Consider the following 18,632-nt stretch of genomic DNA (forward strand, 5'->3'; position numbering starts at 1 on the left):
TAAGTTATGCGTAAGAACTATTTTAAATATTCCGTCTTTTGTTTCTCCCTGGCAGTATTGCTTGTTGCGCTTGGTTGCAACAAGAAGCTGGACACACAATCTTCGTCTGCTCAATCTTCGGAGGTTATGTGGAAATCGTATGATGATGCCCGGAACGGCCTTGTTGCGATATACGGACTTTCCCGTGCTGCACTGGCTGAAAATAATGCGCACTGGATGTACGGTGATCTCCGGAAAGGGGATTTCGTAGCCACCTCCAGCGGGAACTACCTGGATGCGATTATTAAGAACGAACTGAACAAAGGGTTCCCGCAGATCAAACAGCTCACCAACTGGCGCCGCTTTTATGCAGCTGTTGATGCCTGTAATACCTTTATTGAAAATGCAGAGAGCTGCAAACAGGACCTCCGGTATTCCGATCTGAACTGCACTGTGGATGTTGCACAGGCCCATATGCTGCGTTCCTTCCTTTATTTTTATATGGTGCGGATCTGGGGAGATGTGCCCCTGATCACCGCTGCTTCGAAGAACGGGGAAACCAACCAGGTGGCCCGTACCCCGCAAGACCAGGTAATGGATTTTTGTATCAATGAACTGAGGTTGTACCGGGATAGTTTGCCCACTGAATATGGCGGCGATGATAAATCCAAACTGAATTATGACGGGAGTTATTACGGACAGAGCTGGAGCAGCTGGGGGAACGCTTTCTGGGGATACTACCAGTGTCTGGGATTACTTGCTCATATGTATGCGTGGAAGGGAGACTATCAATCCTGTCTGGCTGTTACAACGGAGATCAATTCTAATCCCGCTGCCGCCCGTACAGGATATGTGAGCTCTTCAAACGCCCGGGCCTATCTCGCCGGAAGAAACAGCATCTTTTACAGCAACGGGGTGAAGGGCTCACTCTGCTACCAGATCATCTCATTCCCTTATAACATGGCCAACAGGGAGTCCGGTCCGAGCGGGGTAGGACATCTGGAATCACTGACCCTTGCCAGTCCTTATGTGGTTAGGGCCAAGCCTGATATCTATGTACCGCGGGACACGATTGCCCGATGGTTTTACTATAACGGGGATTTCCGGCATCCCTATCAGCCGGAGTTTAGTAACTATGAAGATATTTACTTTACCAACTATTACGGAACGATCCCCATTTTTGCGAAGTTTAAGAATATCGCCACCGGCTCAAACACCTTTTCCATCTTTGGCTCCGCCATTCCTATTTTCCGCTTTGAAGATAACCGTCTGCTGATGGCCGAGGCACAGCTGATGCTCGGGCAATTTGCGGATGCCTATAAAACATTGAACTCTGTGCGTGAGATCCGGAACACTCCCGGATACTGGGAAGATACCAACAGCCAGACAAGACCAGGGTATAAGCTTAAGCCGACAGAAGCCAGTATGGAAGGCGGCCTTTTATATAATATTTTCCGCGAACGGCGTATTGAACTGGCCGGTGAAGGCGGATGGTGGTACGACCAGGTACGGTATAACCGTATTGCAAGGAACAACCCTGCGTTTAACAAACTGATAGATGAAGGGGGCATTTACTGGCCCATTGATGAAGAGATCATCAGCAAAAATCCATTGATTGAACAAAATTCTTATTGGAAGCGATAATTGTAGATATTATGAAAAGACAGTTATTTTTCTTAGGTACCCTGTTGTTGCTGATAGCAGCGGTCTCTTCCTGCAACAAGGCAAAAGGTCCTTATTATAATGCAACGATTACAGCCACTGTTCAATTCAATGGCACGGTGTTGGAATATCTGGAAAGCCAGAAAGGGATTTATGATTCAATGGTGATTGTGATCCGCCGTTATCCCGACCTGGTTCAAAAGCTCTCTTCGCCCGGAGCAATGACCCTATTTGCAATACCTAATACTGCATTTGAACTGGCGCAGAAGAATTTTAACCGGGAGCGTGCAAAACAGGACAGCGTTCCGCTTTATTTTAAACCTGCAGCTTATAATCTGAACCGACCGGATTCCGGTATGTATCATTATGAGGCGCTCGAAGATCTGATCACCCGTTACATTTTTGACAGCGTATATAACTATGATGAGCTGGCAAAATCGACCAGCGGGTTTCCGACCCATTCCCTGCTGGGCTACCAGATGAATTTGATGGCGGTGCAACAAAATGCGGTGGGCGCAACAAAAGACGGCCCCAAAGTAATAGAGTTGAGCGATATGAATAATTCTATTTTTCGCCGCTATTGGAAATCGGCTTTAACCAGCACTATAGCCGCTGTTCAAACCAGCAATGCACTGGTGCATGTGTTAACCCAGAATCATGAGTTTGGCTTTGCCAGCTTTACACAGAAACTGCTGGATCCCACCATCGACCGGGGCGGCTGGGTTCCTATTGCCTGGCATTCGCAATACCTGGGCACCTGGGGCGGCACTGTTTTTCATGCCCTGGATAACGACTACGATACCCGCTGGCATACGCTTACTTCTAATCCTCCGCCATTGCCGATATTTTTCACGGTGGATATGAAGAGCATGACCACCATCGGAGGGCTTACAATAAAGTGCAGGGGTGATGGCGGGCATGACGGTTCTCCGGTTGACTTTAATATAGAATTTGCGCCGGATGGGGCGAACCTGTCGGATTCTTCGAGCTGGACCAGGTTCCGCTTTTTTTACCCGCCGGATGCCTCAACGATCATGATTCCTAAACGCTTCAATTTAGATCGAAAGATCACCGCGCGTTATTTCCGCTTTACAGTAAATCAGGTGTTTTCAGGAAGGCTTTATACGGACCGGCCTTATTCCAACCTGGATGAGATTTGGATGAACTATTAATTATGCAATAAATTATGAATAGATTTTTTTTAGCAGGTTTATTGGTGCTGGGTCTGGTGTCAGCAGAGTCGTGTAAAAAGCTGCTTCCTGATGACCGGAATGCGATCGACCCTGCTGCAACCTACCTTACAACGAACTTTTCTCCGATATTAGGAAGAAATTATATCGCAAGAGGCGCGTTTAGTTTTGGAGAGTCGACCCTGCCGATGGAATTTGAGGTACTCAATCTTCGCAGATTTAACGGGGAACCAGCCCCCGAGCTCACCCAGGATATCTATCCGGTAACCGTCTGGAAGACGACCGGGGCAGGTGCATACACCGGCTTTGAAAAATCCATTGCCGAAATAGAAGCAAAACGCACGATTGAGAACCATCGCATTCTTGAAGTGCGGAAAAGTTCCGGCGATATCGTTGTTTGGGGAGATGTGAATTCCTCCAAACTGATAACACGGCCGGACTCTGGCTATGTGTTTGATGTGAAGGTTTCCAACAGCGGCGCTACCCGGTATTTTTATAACCTGCGTTTTATGCCTTACAAACCGGTACCACACGATCCGCATAATTATAACCTGAATACCGGCATGGCCTCCAGCCCTGCGCTGACCTCCGGTACCAGCGGTATTTCACTGACTAATTTTGTGAGGAGCAGGGACAATGTAAGCATGTCTGTAGGGGAAGTGGACGTCTATTTTAATAAACTGACCGGTGGCAGCGGCAATTCGCTCACCTTCAAATTTCTCGATTCTTCCTATTCACCCATCAATCCCAAGCTGTTCAACCAGACAAAATGGGATAAACTGGTACACGGGTTTGATATGAAACTGACGGATACCGAGGTGAAGTACACTGTTGCCTACCCGATACCGCTGGTTCAGATTCCCACAACCTATACGAACAGTGCGGGTAACCGGGCGAATGTTCAGTTTTCCTATTACCGGCTCGGGCCCGGGGGCTTTGGGGTAACGGCGACCCTCGGATTTAATTTCGCCATTTATCAGAAAGGAGACTGGGAGATCGCTTTTCACTTTAAGAATACATCACCCAAATTTACCAACGATTAATCTGCTTATATAGAATTATAAACGAAATGTTATGAGGATACTGACGGGGTTCTTTCTTATGTTTTTTTGTTTTTCAATGCAGGTGCTGCATGCACAGCAGGTTGAAATACGGGGAAAGGTATTTGATGATAAAACGCAGCAACCCATAGAGGGCGTATCTGTAGTGGTGGGCAACAGAGGCACCCATACCGATTCACTGGGGCAATTTGCGATAATAATGGCCCGGACGGAGACCCTGAACTTCTCCTATGTGGATTATAAAAAGCAAACGTATAAACCGGGAGGAGACGAAAATGACCTGGTGATTTACCTGGTTTCGGACGATGCAAAAAGTTCCATGAATGATGTGGTTGTTGTGGGATTCGCAAAAAAAAGCAAGGTGTTGTCAACCGGATCATCTGTTGTGATCACCTCCGATGATATTAAGGATGTGCCGGCTGCCAACCTCGCCGACCTCTTGCAGGGGAAGGTGCCGGGGGTAAATATCCAGACGACAAGTGGTATGCCCGGTGCACGGAGTTCCATATTTCAAAGAGGGCTGAGCTCTGTTGAGGTTTCCGGTTCCGGTAACGATGCCTATCTGGCTTCCACCCAGCCCCTGATCATTATTGACGGTGTCCCCATCGATCCCAACACTGACTATGAATATGGTTTTGCTACGGCGGGTGCGGGGGTAAGTCCCTTAACCCTGATACCTGCGGAAGATATTGAGGATATACAGATCTTAAAAGATGCTGCAGCAATATCCGTTTACGGTTCGCGTGGCGCCTATGGTGTGTGGATCATCAATACAAAAAAGGGACGCTCGGGTAAACCGGAGATCAATTACACCACGAATTTCTTTCTGAGTACGGTGCCTTCGTTAAGGGATATTTATGGGGGCCGTATCGAACGGGAAACAAAGATCGACCAGATCATCCGGTACAATGAATACCTCTCTGAACATGCGGGATGGGCAATGGTGAACGGCCTTCCGTATCTTTCAGACAGTCTGAATCCGTATATAAATAACTCGACGAACTGGCAATCCTATTTCTTCAGGAACAGCTTCAACCAGAATCATAATATGAGTATAAGAGGGGGAGATCCGAGCTTTAATTACAAGATCAACCTCGGCTATTATAACGAAAAAGGGATCATAGAGAATACCGGGATGTCGAGGTATACGCTGGGTATGAATACGATCTATGAACCCAAGTCAAAAAAGATAAAGCTGGTGGCAAATATCAATGCGAACAACACGGTACGTAATAACGGAAGCGGGATAGGACTGCTCCAAACCGGTGTGGCTACCAGTGGAATGGCTTCTACCAATTTACCACCGCCGGACATCTATACGGAAAATAATGCGGCCCTGGCAGCCTTTCAGATTGAAGAGGACAATAAGGCCAGCACCATCCTTTCAAATGTTCAGATGGATGTAATGATGCATAAAAATTTACGGTTCCACACAGAAGGAAGCCATTCCTATTCGCATTCCAACAGCAATACTTTTTATCCGTCGTGGTTAAACAGCGGAAGCAGTTATTATCTGACAACGGGGGCTAATCCGCTGGCGCAATACAATACATTTTCAAGGATCACCAATAATTATTACAACCGTAACGTGCTGACCTATACCAAGGCATTTAATGAAGAGAAGCATTATATTCAAACCTATGCTTTCACGGACCTGATCGCGGATATGATCCGGAGCAATGGAATGGCGCTTTACGGTGCTCCGAGTGATGTGATCTCCGGTCCGATCGGGTACAATCTTTCCAACTCAAGGTTTGGTGCAAACGGAACACCGTATAACAGGAGGACATTCGGGTATGGTGCGGCGTTTACTTATGCCTATGAACAAAAATATGTGGTGGATCTTAACTACCGGATTGACGGGACCTCGACAAACGGACCGCTTTCCGGGTATCGGCACAATCCTTCCATCGGATTGAAATGGAACCTTTATAAAGAGGGTTTTATGCAGGATGTTAACTGGGTGGATTTTGCCTCGCTTCGCGGCAGCTGGGGCCGGAACATCGTTCCTCAGGGAAGCGTCTTCGATATTTATGGGAAATACTATCCCGGCGGAACCTATATGGGGCAGCCATCTGTTGGGCTGAATTTCGAATCGGCCCCCAATGCCTACTTCCTGCCCAATACATCGATCAGCTGGAACGGAGGGCTGGAAGCAAGTTTCTTCAAAGGAAGGGTATCACTTGAATATGATGCCTACTACCGGACCGTGGAAAATATCCGGAGAAGCATCTCTATAGTAAAAGAGTCCGGGTATTCAACAAAACCTACGAATGATGTAAGTATGGTGAACTACGGACACGAACTGTCGCTGCGTTTTAAACCCGTTCAAACCAAAAATTTTACCTGGAACCTGATGGTTAACGGTGCGTATAATAAGAATGTGCTTACGCATTTGCCGAAAGATTCCCGGCAAATTGTTGTAAACCCCAACGATCTCTTGAACCTGCCTATCTTATACCGGCTGGGAAGAAATGCGTTAACAAATCTCGTATTCAATACGAAGGGCGTTTATGCTACCGATGCAGACGTTCCGGTGGATCCGCTCACCGGCCTGCCGCAGCGGGTGGGATCGGAATATTTGAAGGGCGGAGATCCCATTTTTGCTGATCTGAACGGGGATTACGTGATCGATAATAATGACCGGGTAGCTGTGGGTGATCCGCAGCCAAAACTGACCGGGGGGGTGATCAACAACCTGTCTTATAAGAACTGGTCCCTGTCTATTCAATGTTCTTATACATTCTTCAGGGATGTGTTGAATACGCCGCTGGCAAAACGGTTCCGTTACTTTTATACGCCCACCAGCAACGCCAATTCACTGCCCCCGATCGAAGCATACGACTACTGGCAGCAGCCCGGAGATATCGCCACTTACCCGAATCCCTACTCTTATATCCATAATTCAAGGATAGATGCGTACCGCTATAATCAAACCTTGTTTATGGAAGACGGGTCTTATTTTAAGTTCAATGTGGTTACGCTGAGCTATGCATTTCCAAAAGAGCTGCTTTCCCGGATCAGCGTTAAAACAGCACGGGTATATTTCACCGGGTACAATGTGCTGATACTTTCCAACTATTCGGGTCCCAACCCGGAGAATGTATCAGATCTTGGAAGGGATCATCCCGACGGCTATCCCAATCCCAAAAAGTTTTCAATTGGTTTAAATGTTACATTATAAAATTCAACGCATGCGCTATAGAAAGTATTTATTGATCATTGCAGTAGTTGCAGGTCTGATTACCGGCACAGGTTGTAAAAAATTTCTCAATGTAAACCCCGTAGATTCCATGTCCGGAAATAATTTCTGGAAAAGCAGGGATGATGTGGAAAAATTTATTACAGGTTCTTACATATTGCTGAGGAATTATACCTGCATGGATGGCTATTCCCTGCTGGCCCTTGCAGACTATCGTTGCAGTGCATGGATCCCGTCCTCGCTGGGAACGGCAAGGACCTATATCTCCAACCTGAATAATAACCGCATTAAAAACCTCCTGACTGAAACGGCCGGCTGGGCGGGGGATTATGGTAATTTCGACCAGAGCATCAATCAGTTTGGATTTAAGAATATGTCGGACTGGGGCTATATGTACCGGATCATCACCAGTACCAATACCATACTGGCGAACATTGACAGCAAGGATATAACGGATATTACTGAAGAAGAGCGGAAACGCTACAAGGCCGAAGCCATCTTTATAAGAAGCCTGACTTACTTTTTGATGGTCCGTCATTGGGGCGATGTGCCGTATATTACGGATCCTTCTGATGAAACACCGCATGAGCGGATGAACCAGATCGAAGTGTTTAAAAATTGCATTGCCCTGTTGAAGGAGACCAAGAACGATCTGCCCTGGACATATGCGGATCCTACCATGCGTGGTGTAAGAGCGATGAGGGGCGGGGCACTGGCGCTGATGATGGAAATGAACATGTGGATGGCCGGTTTCGATGAGGCCAATGAAAAAGCCTATTTCCAGGAAACGGTGAACCTGGGGGATGAATTGATCGGTCAGAACGGCGGTGCCTATGAATTGCTGCCACTGGATAATTATAAAGAGATTTTCAAGGGAACATCCAAAGAAAGTCTTTTTGAAATAGGGCAGGACTATAACTATGGAGAAACCTTCGGCCTGATGGCGACCATTGCCGATATCGTATTGCGGACGCCATACAAGAAGAATGTGACCTCCACCTATCTGTACTACTCAACGCCTTACCTGCAGCAATTATACGCTTCCGAAAATAACGGACAAAATGATAAACGCATTGATCTTTGGTTTGAGCAACCGACGATGTACAATGCCACCGGCCAGTTTGTATTTAAAAAATTCCTGAACACCTTCGCTACGCAGCAGGAAACGGAGAACCCCAATGATGCAAAGATCCTTTTCCGTTATGTGGATGCCTATCTGCTCAGAGCTGAGGCATTGGAACGCCTGGGACGTTACGCAGAAGCGGTAGCTGATGTAAACGTGATCCGGACAAGAGCAGGTGCTGAATTGTTTACCGGAATGGAGACCAACCAGTTTGGTCAGCTGCTGAGTGATGCGATCTGGTGGGAGCGCGAGCGGGAATTAATGGGAGAAAGCTCCACCTTCTATGATCTGGTACGCACCAAACGGATCCTGAGCGGGCAATACACGCCGTTCCCGATTACTTATGAGGAGTTTTTGAGCGGAGCCTGGACCTATCCGATTCATCAGAATGTAATGTTAAGCAACCCCAAAGTAAAACCGAATTTATTCTGGATGTAAATTAAAGACTATGAAAAGAAAATTAAACTATACATTGATCAGCGCTTTTCTGCTGCTGCTGCTAATGGCCACAGCCTGTCAGAAAAAATATTACTATGACTCTGGTTTAAGCAAATCCGAGTTCAATGGCACTGTGATGGAGTACCTGGAATCCAACCCGGTAATATTTGATACGCTGGTGCAGGTCATAAAACTGGCAGGGATGGAATCCTATTTCAGGGACAGCAGTCTTACTTTTTTCGCTCCCGCGGATTCAAGTATCCATCTTACCATTGATTATTTTAATGCCAATCTGAAAGGATTTGGACAGGATACGATAGAAGTCCTCTCCGATGTAAAAAAGGAAGTCTGGGGTGCGCTATTGAAAAGCTATATGTTCAAAAGCATAAAGGGACTGGAAGATTACCCGCAACTGGACTTAGATAACAAACAGGCTTTTCCCGGTGAGTTTTCGCGTTCCATGGGAGGACGGGTAATGAATATCGGCGCTGTTTTTACAGATGCAAGGGGGATCAAGTACCAGGGGCTGCGTTATCTGAATATATCTTACGTGCCGAATGAAGCGGCGCCCTATAATTCCTGGATACTGGGCCGGGTGGCCACCTGTAATATAAAACCCAGGAACGGAATGGTTCATGTGCTCCAATATGCGTCTCATTATTTTGGCTTTGATCCGGGAGATGCATGGCAGCTTGCAAGATATTATGGCTTTAACTAAATCTAATTGAGAATAAGGACATGAATTTAAAGACAAATAAAACAGGTCTGATATGTAGCCTGGTATCAGTGATGCTGCTTTGCGCGTATTGTACCCGGAAAAATGATCAGAGTTTCTCCGGCGCCTATAAACCGGCGGTAAAGACATTTGTGAAATTCTCCGGAAGTATTCCGGTTCCGTCTTCAGGAACAGCTGGTACTTTAGTGACCTTCAAGATCGCGGGGGTCGATTCACTTTTGTTGCTCCAGCCGGGGGATGTCCAGTTTTTATTGAATGGGATAGAGGCAAAGATCGAGAAGATGTCGCCGTCCGACAGTACGATCACCATTGTTGTTCCGGACAACGCATCCTCGGGAGCCGCCGCCATCGTTGTAAAGGACCGGATGTTCTATGGCCCGCAATTTAAAGTCAGGGGTGATGTCTGGATCGATTCCACCTTTAATAATTTGGGCACTGATCAGCAGGGCAAACCTATTATGGGTTCCGGAACCAACGCCAACAGTACGATAAACCGGGTTTATCTGGAATCCATTGGTGCTGCAGAAAGCATCTATATAATGGGGTCGTTCACCAGTTTCAATGGTGAAACCGGCTATACGTCTATCTCGGGGGGCGCAAATATTACTTCCAGCAGAAGCTTTCTGCTGAAACTGGATCCCAGGACCGGTACCATTAAAAATGATTTTGCAAAAGGGGCGGGTACCGACGGAAGTGTTATGGGCCTGCTGCCGTTGACGCGATTTCCGGGATACCTGGTATACGGAGGATTCAGTCTGTATAATAACCGGGACGGCGTAAATAATATGACAAGGATGTATCCCAATGGCGGGATGGACTCTGTCATTCAAAATGTCTATAATCCCAACCCGCTGGAAACACAGTATAATGTGGATACATTGCCTGCTTTTATCGGAGGAACGGATATTGGGGTTATAAAGGCATTCCTGGATAAAGACCAGCGAATTATCAGTATCGGTAATTTCAAGTACCACCGGAAAAATTTATATGATCTGTCTACCTATTTCAATGTGACCCGTCAAAATACCTATGTACCGAATATTGTTGCAACGGATCAGGATGGTAATCTGGATACCACTTTTAACTATGATATCACCAGAGGACAGTTGTATACGGGCGCTAATAATATCGTTACCGATGCGGTGCAGATAAGAGATGGAAATGGTCCCAGCGGCAAGATCATTGTTGTAGGAGGCTTTACAGCATTCAACAATGTACCGGTGCAGCGCATTTTTATGCTGGATCGCAATGGCCAGCCCGATCCCGGTTTCAAGGCCCAGGCTAATGGCGCGATCAACAGGATTACCTATAATGCCACAACAAGAAAGCTGTTGGTGGTGGGTATCTTCACACAATTTAACGGGCAGTCGACCCCGAATGGGTTGGTTATGCTCAATGAAGATGGCACCACTTATAATTCCTTTACAATGGGCGAATTATTGCCCAACTCCGCCTCAGCCGGTAACCTGGTAACCTATGCGGGGCAGTTAAACGACGGAAGGGTCGTGATCGGCGGAAACTTTGCCAAATATAAAAACCCCGGGGGAAGCGCTTTTATCACCCGGCAGAACTTTATGATCCTGAATGCCGATGGAACAATGGCGGAGAATATGAATAACACGGGCGCGTTGAACGGGACAATTACTGATATGCTTGAAACCAAATCCGGAACGAAAAAAGCGTTGCTTCTGGTGGGACGTTTTAGTTTGTTTGATAATGAAACAGTGGGGAATATTATCCGGATCGGAATAGAGCCAAAATAAAAACCAGCAATTATGAAAAAAGGATATAAATATTTGTCACTTTTTGCGGTACTGATTTTAACGGGGTTGGCCGCCTGTAACAAATACGGGTACAATTTTGCCGATGGCTATGAGGGCGGACAGGAAAAAGCCAATATGCCGGGAGGGCAATCGGACTCAATGGGCATAAATCTTTCAAAGATCTATGCTGCCCGTAATTTTCCCGGACTCGTTGGAGACGCAGAGCCGCGCTTGAACAATGTAAATGTGACCGTCGACTTTTCGGAACGGTATGTACCGGCTTCAGATATCCGGATCAGTTCTGCTCCGCAACCCTGGTATAGTACCGGGTTGTATGCTCCCACCGGCGAGCCTGTTACGATTGAAGTTCCCCAGGGCGTGAATGGAATTGTAGCGGTAATCGGCGGTTGGACCGACAACCTGGACGGAGTACCGGCAACCAAAAGAGATCCCGTTATTTTTAACCAGCTGGCGCTGCAGCCGGGAAAGAATGTGATCCGGAATCTTTATGGCGGTATGCTGTATCTGCGGACAAATGGTACCGTAAAGGAATTGGGTACCCTATCGGTAAAAGTATCCGGAGCCGTGAAATCCCCCGATTTTATTTTAGGTGTATCGAATGATGCAGATTGGAAGGCACAGGTTAAAAATTCGAGTGTTCCCTGGTTCCAGCTGCGAGGGAAGCGGATCATTTTTGAATTGCCCAAACTATTCTTGGATAAGCATCCCATTGAGAGCCCGACCGCGCTGATGGAGGAATGGGACCGAATTATAGAAGAAGACATTTACAAATGGAAAGGACTGGAAGATCATTCCATTGATTCATTGAACAGGATGCCCAACCATCCGATCCGGGTGATCATGGATGCACAGCCACGTCTTGCCTATGCGCACAATGCTTTTCCTGTTGTGGTGCAAATGGATGAAAATTTATTCACCAATGAGATCGCCAATTATGAAAACCTGATTACAAAGGGGGCATGGAGAACAATATCCGAGATCGGGAGAAACAACAGTACTTATTTTTGGCTATTCAGTACCTTAAATGCGACAGCCGGGAATTTATTCTCCGCAAAAATGGCGAACCGACGGGGATTCAGCATTGCCAATTTGCATCCCGGAATGCGGCTGGCGGTAGATACAGGGCTCCTGTATACCCGGCAGAACAAGCTTTTTACTTCCAACTTCAGCAAGGATGTTACTGCAAGAACAAATGGTGATCTGATCAAATTACTTCCTTTTATCCAGTTATTTGAGTACTATGGATACGGAATGATGGGCTATATTGAGTACAACGCCCGCCATTATAACCTGGGTGGATTGTCGGAACAGCAAAAAATGAATTATTTCTTTACCCTGGCCAGTGAATATGCACAAACAGATCTGTCTGCGTTTTTCAGGGCCTGGGCCATTCCCGTCTCTACCAATATCAAGGATTCTATAGAAAAAAGATTTCCTTACCTGACAAAGACGATCTTCGACTATAATCCCATTACAAAAACAGGAATCAGGGATTCGGCCATGCCGAAACCGCGTGAACTGGAGCGTGCGGGATGGTCGGTAATCGGCTTCTGCTGCCAGGAATCGACTACCGGGCCGCTGTATGCTTCAAAACTGATAGACGGGGATATTAACACATTATGGCAGACCAGGGAAAACCATACACCACATACGGTTACATTTGATTTGGGAAGTATTGCGGATATCGGCGGCTTCTATTATGTAAACGGACCTTCGACTCTCCGCCCCAAGAATATCAAGGTCTACGTGAGTTGGGATAATGCCACCTGGGTCGAAGCCTATAGCAGCACCGGGTGGGATGTCGGAGGCGCTACAATCAATAAGGCGGACTTTGCTTCCAATAAACGATATATAGGAGCGCGGTATGTGCGGTTTGAAGTAAAAGAACCGTTTGTGACCTCTGCCACCAATACTATTTCAACCGCAGAGTTCGGGGTGCTCAGTGGCCTGCCCACTCAAACACCTACGTATCCGCCGCCGCCGCCGGAGGATGGATCAGGAGAAGGACAATAATTAATTGACTATGATGATAAAAATGCTCATGAAATCTTATATCGTTGGTGCCGCCGTCATTATGCTATGTATGGGGGGGCTGTATAGTTGTAAAAAATTTCCGGATCCCGGTCTGTTGATAGAGGAATATAAAAAGGATTCGACGATACGTGGAGTGTCCAATCAGCGGAAGTTGCTGCTGATAAATATAGACGGACTTAACGCAGAAGTACTACAGGCGGTAAAGCCACCGTCGATCCAGGGGCTTCTTGCCAATGCAAAGTACTCCTTTACCACAAATGTGAATCTGCCGATAAACAATACCTCCGCCTGGGGATCGATGTATACCGGTAATTTTGAAACAAGGATGTGGGACAGTACCTTCTATGCAGTACCGGTGGATACAACCAATACCATCCCGGTGCCATTAAACCTCACGGCTTTCCGATATGTTCATGATGTGTACCCGGGTAAAAAAATAGCAGCAGTTGCTGATTGGCCTAACCTGGTAAATACCCTGTTTGCCGATGCCGACAAAAAGCTGATCGCTACGAATGATGCGGATACAAAGACAAAGGTGGCAAACCTGTTGAAGTCTGATAATGCAGATGTTGTTTGTGCGCGGTTTTCTTCTGTACAGCAAGCCGGGGCTGCATTTGGCTATGCCCCGGGAACAGCATATGAGGCGGCAATTAAAAACGTGGACAGCTATGTGGGGGATATTATGACAGCACTTAAAAGCAGGCCGGGGTATAAAGATGAAAAATGGCTGACACTGATCACAACTACCCAGGTAAGCGACACGTTGCTTACAACAAAGAACTGGGACAGTGCTGCGGTAAAGATACCCGGATTTTTTATCGCGCATTATGCAGGATTTTCCAGTCAGGATATAACAAAACTGAATCCTGTTATAATACCGAGGAATGAAGATGTTGCCGCCATTTTACTGTATTGGCTGTCTGTTGCCAAACCCTCAACCTTGTCGAACGGATCATCGTGGCTGGATCGTTTTGAACTGGAGTTTTTAACAAAATAATCCACTATCATCTTAATAATAGATACTTATGTTGAAGATAAAATCAGGTTTGAAACTATCATTTGTAATCTTGATGCTTGCAGGTCTGGGATCCTCCTGTACAAAGGAAAACCTGCCCGAAGACAAAGGCGCGCTTCAGACATACAACAAGCTCTATCTGGTACAGTCGTCGCTTACTGGTAATGGCAATATCAACTATCAGTTATATGTAAATGCAAAAAAAACCGATACCAGCTTTGCCATTTACAATGTAGCTATCGGCGGAAATGTCCTTGCTTCACAGGATATCGCTGTCAGGTTTGAAGCACTGGGACAGGATTATGTTGATGCATATAACAAGAACAAAGGTACCAGCTATAAACTGTTACCAGCTGTCAGTTATCAGCTGGTAACAGATACTGTTATAAAGAAAGGGAACAGCTCCACAGGCACCTTACCGATACGGGTCTATCTGCCGAACCTGACCAAGGGAGACCAATATTTGCTTCCGGTTCGTTTTAACACGGGGGAAAGTGATTTTGAGATCGATGGGGAACGCCAGATCGCTTATTTTATATTCAAGGCAACGGTACAACCGGTAGGACGGGTGATTGGTAATATTCGCCAGGCTGCAGATCCCCGTACCAGGATTGTAGATTTCTTTGATGATATACTGGTACGCGATGCGGAGGGGAACTTATGGCGCTATCCGCTTGGCGAAAGGGACGTACTGGGAACGCCGGTTAAAATCGGTTCTGGTTTCTCAAATGTAATATCACTGATCTTTAACAGGTATTATTCTAAACTGATCGGGATCTATAACAGCGGGCCTTTTGTAAATCACATTGTGAGCTGGACGGTAACAGAGCCACCTAATGTGGAAATTGGTGCGCCCTGGCTGGTCTATAAATCCACCGACTATTCCACTCCCGGCTTCAGGGAGTCATTCTGGAGCGGACCCAACGGGTACTGGTATGGCGTCTGGACAAATAACGGCCTGTATTGGTTCAACGGTTTAAATGCCAGTGGTGTGAATCCTGCCCGGACGAATATTAACGGAGGCTGGAATCCCGACTTATATAAACAGCAATTGATTATCGGGAAAGATATCATAACCAATTCCAATACCGGGCTTAAAGTATATACAATGAATGCGACAAGTTCTGCCGTTGAAGCAAACAGATGGGTGGTAGGAGAAGGGTTCTTCAGTTACCTGAGATTGTTTTCAGTAAACTTTAAGGATATGATCGGGGTAAAACCCAACGGGGATATCATACAGTACCGGGACTTTGATGTAAACGGATTCTACACGGCTTTATAGTTCAAAATAACGACCAATGAGGAAATTTAAGATACAACCAGTTTTAGTGATTGCTTTCATTTGGCTTCTGTCCTGCAATAAGGATTTTGTGTCAACAAACACGGATATCGTTGACGGAGAAGCCCCCCGGTTGACGGTCCTTAGCAAGCCGATCGCAAATGCCGGAGACACTGTTGTGGTCACCGGTAGTTTTACAGCTGCCGATAATCTTTTTTTTGGAAATACTTCTGTGGCTCCGCTGACAAAATCCGGAACGGAAATGAGCTTTGTTGTTCCCGATGGTACAGGAAGTGCTTTTGTAATGGTGGTGCGGGGCGGTGAACTGCAATCCAATAAATTATTATTCACCTATGCAATACCATCGGAAAGAGAAGGGTATAAAATAGGAGCCAGTTATTATGATATTGATACTACTTCCTTTTATAGAGTAGGACCGGGCACCGACTACATGCGGCTTGATCTTCGGGATAAGGATAGCATAAATCCGCTGAGAGTTCATTTAATGATCATTGATGCGAATAACCCTAATCTTTCTTTTAAAACCGTATTGGCAAAAGATTCGGTGCTGGATGTGGAAACAGTTATTGCGATGGCCAACCGCAAGTCGGTAGCGGGAAAAAACTATTTTGCAGGTATCAATGGCGATCTGTTTAATAATACAGCTGGCAATGTCAATTTCGGACGCATCACCAATGCCAGCGTGGTGGATGGTGTGATCACCAATAGCAATAGCTCGATTCAAACCTATGCTCCTGTATTTTTCAATGACAATACCATTTACTTTGACCGGATCATGTTCAATAACTGGGTTACAATGGCGGATGGGAAAAGGCAAAGTTTCCGGGTGATAAATAACGGAAGAGGAGCAGATGATCTTGTTTTCTATAATAGCTACCGGGGAAAGAATACCGGTACCAATGTGTTCGGAACGGAATTGGGAGTGGTGCCGGTAAATGGCAACTGGGGCGATTATGTAGATGTGCCCGTTAAGGTGCTGTCAAAAACAACAAGGGCCAGCAATATGGGTTCAATGGTAATCCCCGCAGGAGGCGCAGTACTTTCAGGACACGATATACAGGATACCTTATACCTGCGCAACGGAGAGATTGGTGATATTTTAAAGATCACGGCTTTTATAAGTAATGTTGACGGAGTGAAGGCGGAGCAGCTGATTTCAGGAGACTTTCAGGTGCTGCGGGATGGTATGCCATTGAACGGGGATGCCACAAGATCAGCAAGAACGGCTGTCGGAGCTTCGCAGGATAAATCAAAAATTATCTATTGTGTGGTCGAAGGTGCTATAGCCGACGTTTCTGTAGGCGCTTCGCGTACCGATCTGGCCGATATTATGAAACTGGCAGGAGCTTATAATGCAGTAAACTTTAACGGAGGAAGTTACAGCACCATGTATGCGAAAGGTGCGGGATATAACAATACCGGATTGATGAATCTCCCGGACAATACCACCACGGCTCCCAATGCCGGCAATGGCCTGTTCGCGGTATCCAATGCACCTGCTGATGCGGCGGTGGTGAAACTGGTTGCCGATCTGTACTCCGTACGCGTAAAACCAAATGGCACAGTTACCCCCCGGTTCTACGGACTGAATCAATACGGACATATCGTTGCGTCCGATATCAGCGGCGTAACGCTAACAGAAGCGAATGGTTCGGGAACCATTGCCGGAACGACCTTTACAGCTGGAACCAGTGCAGGGTACACGGAACTTCATGCAACGTACCACGGACTCAGCACTGTTATTAAAGTGGCCATTGTTGAATAACCGCGGCATGTGATGCGTTGAAAAATGCGAGATATTGAGCCGTACAACATCAATCCGTTTTTCAGCGCCCCCATGTTTTTGTAGTCAGCATTTCATAAATGCGTGAACCGGCGCCTGAGGTACCAAGCAATTCAAAGAACAACTTTCGCGCATCTTTGTGCTTTCGCGACTTTGGGGCTTACGCCCATCACCACAACAATTAGTGGCCGGATCAGTTGATGCGTTTGCCCTGAATGCATCACTTAAAATGGACTACTCTTCCGCTTTCTGCCGTATCTTTGAGCGTTATGCGGAGATTTTTACAAAAAAGCGGTTGCTTGCTGGGTGGCGGTTTGCTGATTTTCGGGCTTGCGAATTTTGGAAAACAGCCTTCCCTCAAACCGTTTCATGTCAACGGGTTTGCCCAGGGAACTACTTACCATATCACCTATTATGCGACAGACAGCAGCCTGACAAGGGAGCAGGCAGACAGCATCTTTCATTCACTGGACAGTTCGTTGTCGGTTTATAAACCGTACTCACTGATTACCCGGTTTAACCAGGAACAAAGAGGACTGGTCCCGGATCTGCATTTAAAGAAAGTGGTGCTGAAGGCGCAGGAGGTGTCGGCCACCTCCGGAGGGATCTTTGATATTACCGTGATGCCGCTGGTAAAACTTTGGGGATTTGGCCCTGCGGGCAGAACGAAGCCGGAGCCGCGGGCGGAAGAGGTAAAGGAAGTGCTGAAATACGTAGGATATAAAAAACTTTATTTTCAAGGCGACAGCCTGCTGAAAAAAGATCCGCGGCTGACAATTGATGTCAATGGCATCGCGCAAGGCTATACGGTGGATGTGATCGCCGGTTTTCTGGATGCAAGGGGCGTTGAAAATTACCTTGTTGAGGTAGGTGGCGAGATCCGCGTAAAAGGCAGGAAGCAGCCTTCGGGAGAGGTAATGAAAATAGGCGTGGAAAGCCCGTCGGAAAAAGAAAATGAAGAAACTCCTGTGCTGATAAAAACAGTTTTTGTAAAAGAAGGGGCGGTTACCACCTCCGGTAAATACCGTAATTTTTACCAGAGCGGTAATAAAAAAATATCACATCTTATTGACCCGCGTACCGGTTATACGCTGAATAACGAAATGATCAGTGTAACCGTGTGGGCAAAAGATGGCATCACAGCGGATGCCTATGACAACGTGTTTATGGGGCTGCCGCTAAAAAGAGCATTTGATTTTTTAGAAAAACACCAAGGACTGGAATGTTATTTCATTTATTTAAAAAAGGACGGAACAGTGGCAGATACAGCGTCCGCCGGATTTGAGGCGATGCAGAACAGAAACTGATTATTTTTGATGCTGTTG

At 46.5% G+C, this 18,632-nt stretch carries 12 protein-coding genes; all 12 read left to right on the top strand.

Features of this window, described 5'->3' with window-relative positions:
* Nucleotides 1-6: 6 nt before the first annotated feature.
* The 12 genes from K7B07_RS19170 (at nucleotide 7) to K7B07_RS19225 (ending at nucleotide 18,614) form a co-directional block, all read left to right on the top strand.
* A complete protein-coding gene (locus K7B07_RS19170) occupies nucleotides 7-1,623 on the top strand; it encodes a RagB/SusD family nutrient uptake outer membrane protein (protein ID WP_223712145.1) in 1,617 nt (538 codons plus the stop codon).
* An 11-nt stretch (nucleotides 1,624-1,634) separates the two neighbouring features.
* Nucleotides 1,635-2,813 (top strand): discoidin domain-containing protein, encoded by a 1,179-nt coding sequence (locus K7B07_RS19175; RefSeq protein ID WP_223712146.1) that lies wholly within the window; start codon nucleotides 1,635-1,637, stop codon nucleotides 2,811-2,813.
* A gap of 14 nt (nucleotides 2,814-2,827) precedes the next feature.
* The gene (locus tag K7B07_RS19180; RefSeq protein WP_223712147.1) at nucleotides 2,828-3,874 is read left to right on the top strand and encodes a DUF5007 domain-containing protein; all 1,047 of its coding nucleotides are present in this window, start codon (nucleotides 2,828-2,830) and stop codon (nucleotides 3,872-3,874) included.
* A 31-nt stretch (nucleotides 3,875-3,905) separates the two neighbouring features.
* Nucleotides 3,906-7,076, top strand: coding sequence for a SusC/RagA family TonB-linked outer membrane protein (locus K7B07_RS19185; protein WP_223712148.1), 3,171 nt, complete (start codon nucleotides 3,906-3,908; stop codon nucleotides 7,074-7,076).
* Nucleotides 7,077-7,086: 10 nt separating this feature from the next.
* Nucleotides 7,087-8,655, top strand: coding sequence for a RagB/SusD family nutrient uptake outer membrane protein (locus tag K7B07_RS19190; RefSeq protein WP_223712149.1), 1,569 nt, complete (start codon nucleotides 7,087-7,089; stop codon nucleotides 8,653-8,655).
* 10 nt (nucleotides 8,656-8,665) lie between these two features.
* Entirely contained in the window at nucleotides 8,666-9,373 is a 708-nt protein-coding gene (locus K7B07_RS19195) for a hypothetical protein (protein WP_223712150.1), read from the top strand.
* A 20-nt stretch (nucleotides 9,374-9,393) separates the two neighbouring features.
* Nucleotides 9,394-11,154, top strand: coding sequence for a DUF5008 domain-containing protein (locus K7B07_RS19200; RefSeq protein WP_223712151.1), 1,761 nt, complete (start codon nucleotides 9,394-9,396; stop codon nucleotides 11,152-11,154).
* Nucleotides 11,155-11,166: 12 nt separating this feature from the next.
* The gene (locus tag K7B07_RS19205) at nucleotides 11,167-13,188 is read left to right on the top strand and encodes a M60 family metallopeptidase (protein ID WP_223712152.1); all 2,022 of its coding nucleotides are present in this window, start codon (nucleotides 11,167-11,169) and stop codon (nucleotides 13,186-13,188) included.
* Nucleotides 13,189-13,216: 28 nt separating this feature from the next.
* Nucleotides 13,217-14,206: an alkaline phosphatase family protein gene (locus tag K7B07_RS19210; RefSeq protein ID WP_223712153.1), complete on the top strand. Its 990-nt coding sequence runs from the start codon at nucleotides 13,217-13,219 to the stop codon at nucleotides 14,204-14,206.
* Between the two features lie 28 nt (nucleotides 14,207-14,234).
* Nucleotides 14,235-15,506: a DUF1735 domain-containing protein gene (locus tag K7B07_RS19215; RefSeq protein WP_223712154.1), complete on the top strand. Its 1,272-nt coding sequence runs from the start codon at nucleotides 14,235-14,237 to the stop codon at nucleotides 15,504-15,506.
* Nucleotides 15,507-15,594: 88 nt separating this feature from the next.
* Nucleotides 15,595-17,289, top strand: a complete 1,695-nt coding sequence (locus tag K7B07_RS27815) for a phosphodiester glycosidase family protein (RefSeq protein WP_223712155.1) — start codon at nucleotides 15,595-15,597, stop codon at nucleotides 17,287-17,289.
* 287 nt (nucleotides 17,290-17,576) lie between these two features.
* Nucleotides 17,577-18,614, top strand: coding sequence for an FAD:protein FMN transferase (locus K7B07_RS19225; protein ID WP_223712156.1), 1,038 nt, complete (start codon nucleotides 17,577-17,579; stop codon nucleotides 18,612-18,614).
* The last annotated feature ends 18 nt before the right edge of the window (nucleotides 18,615-18,632 follow it).

It is taken from the genome of Niabella beijingensis (assembly GCF_020034665.1).
GTDB classification, from domain to species: domain Bacteria; phylum Bacteroidota; class Bacteroidia; order Chitinophagales; family Chitinophagaceae; genus Niabella; species Niabella beijingensis.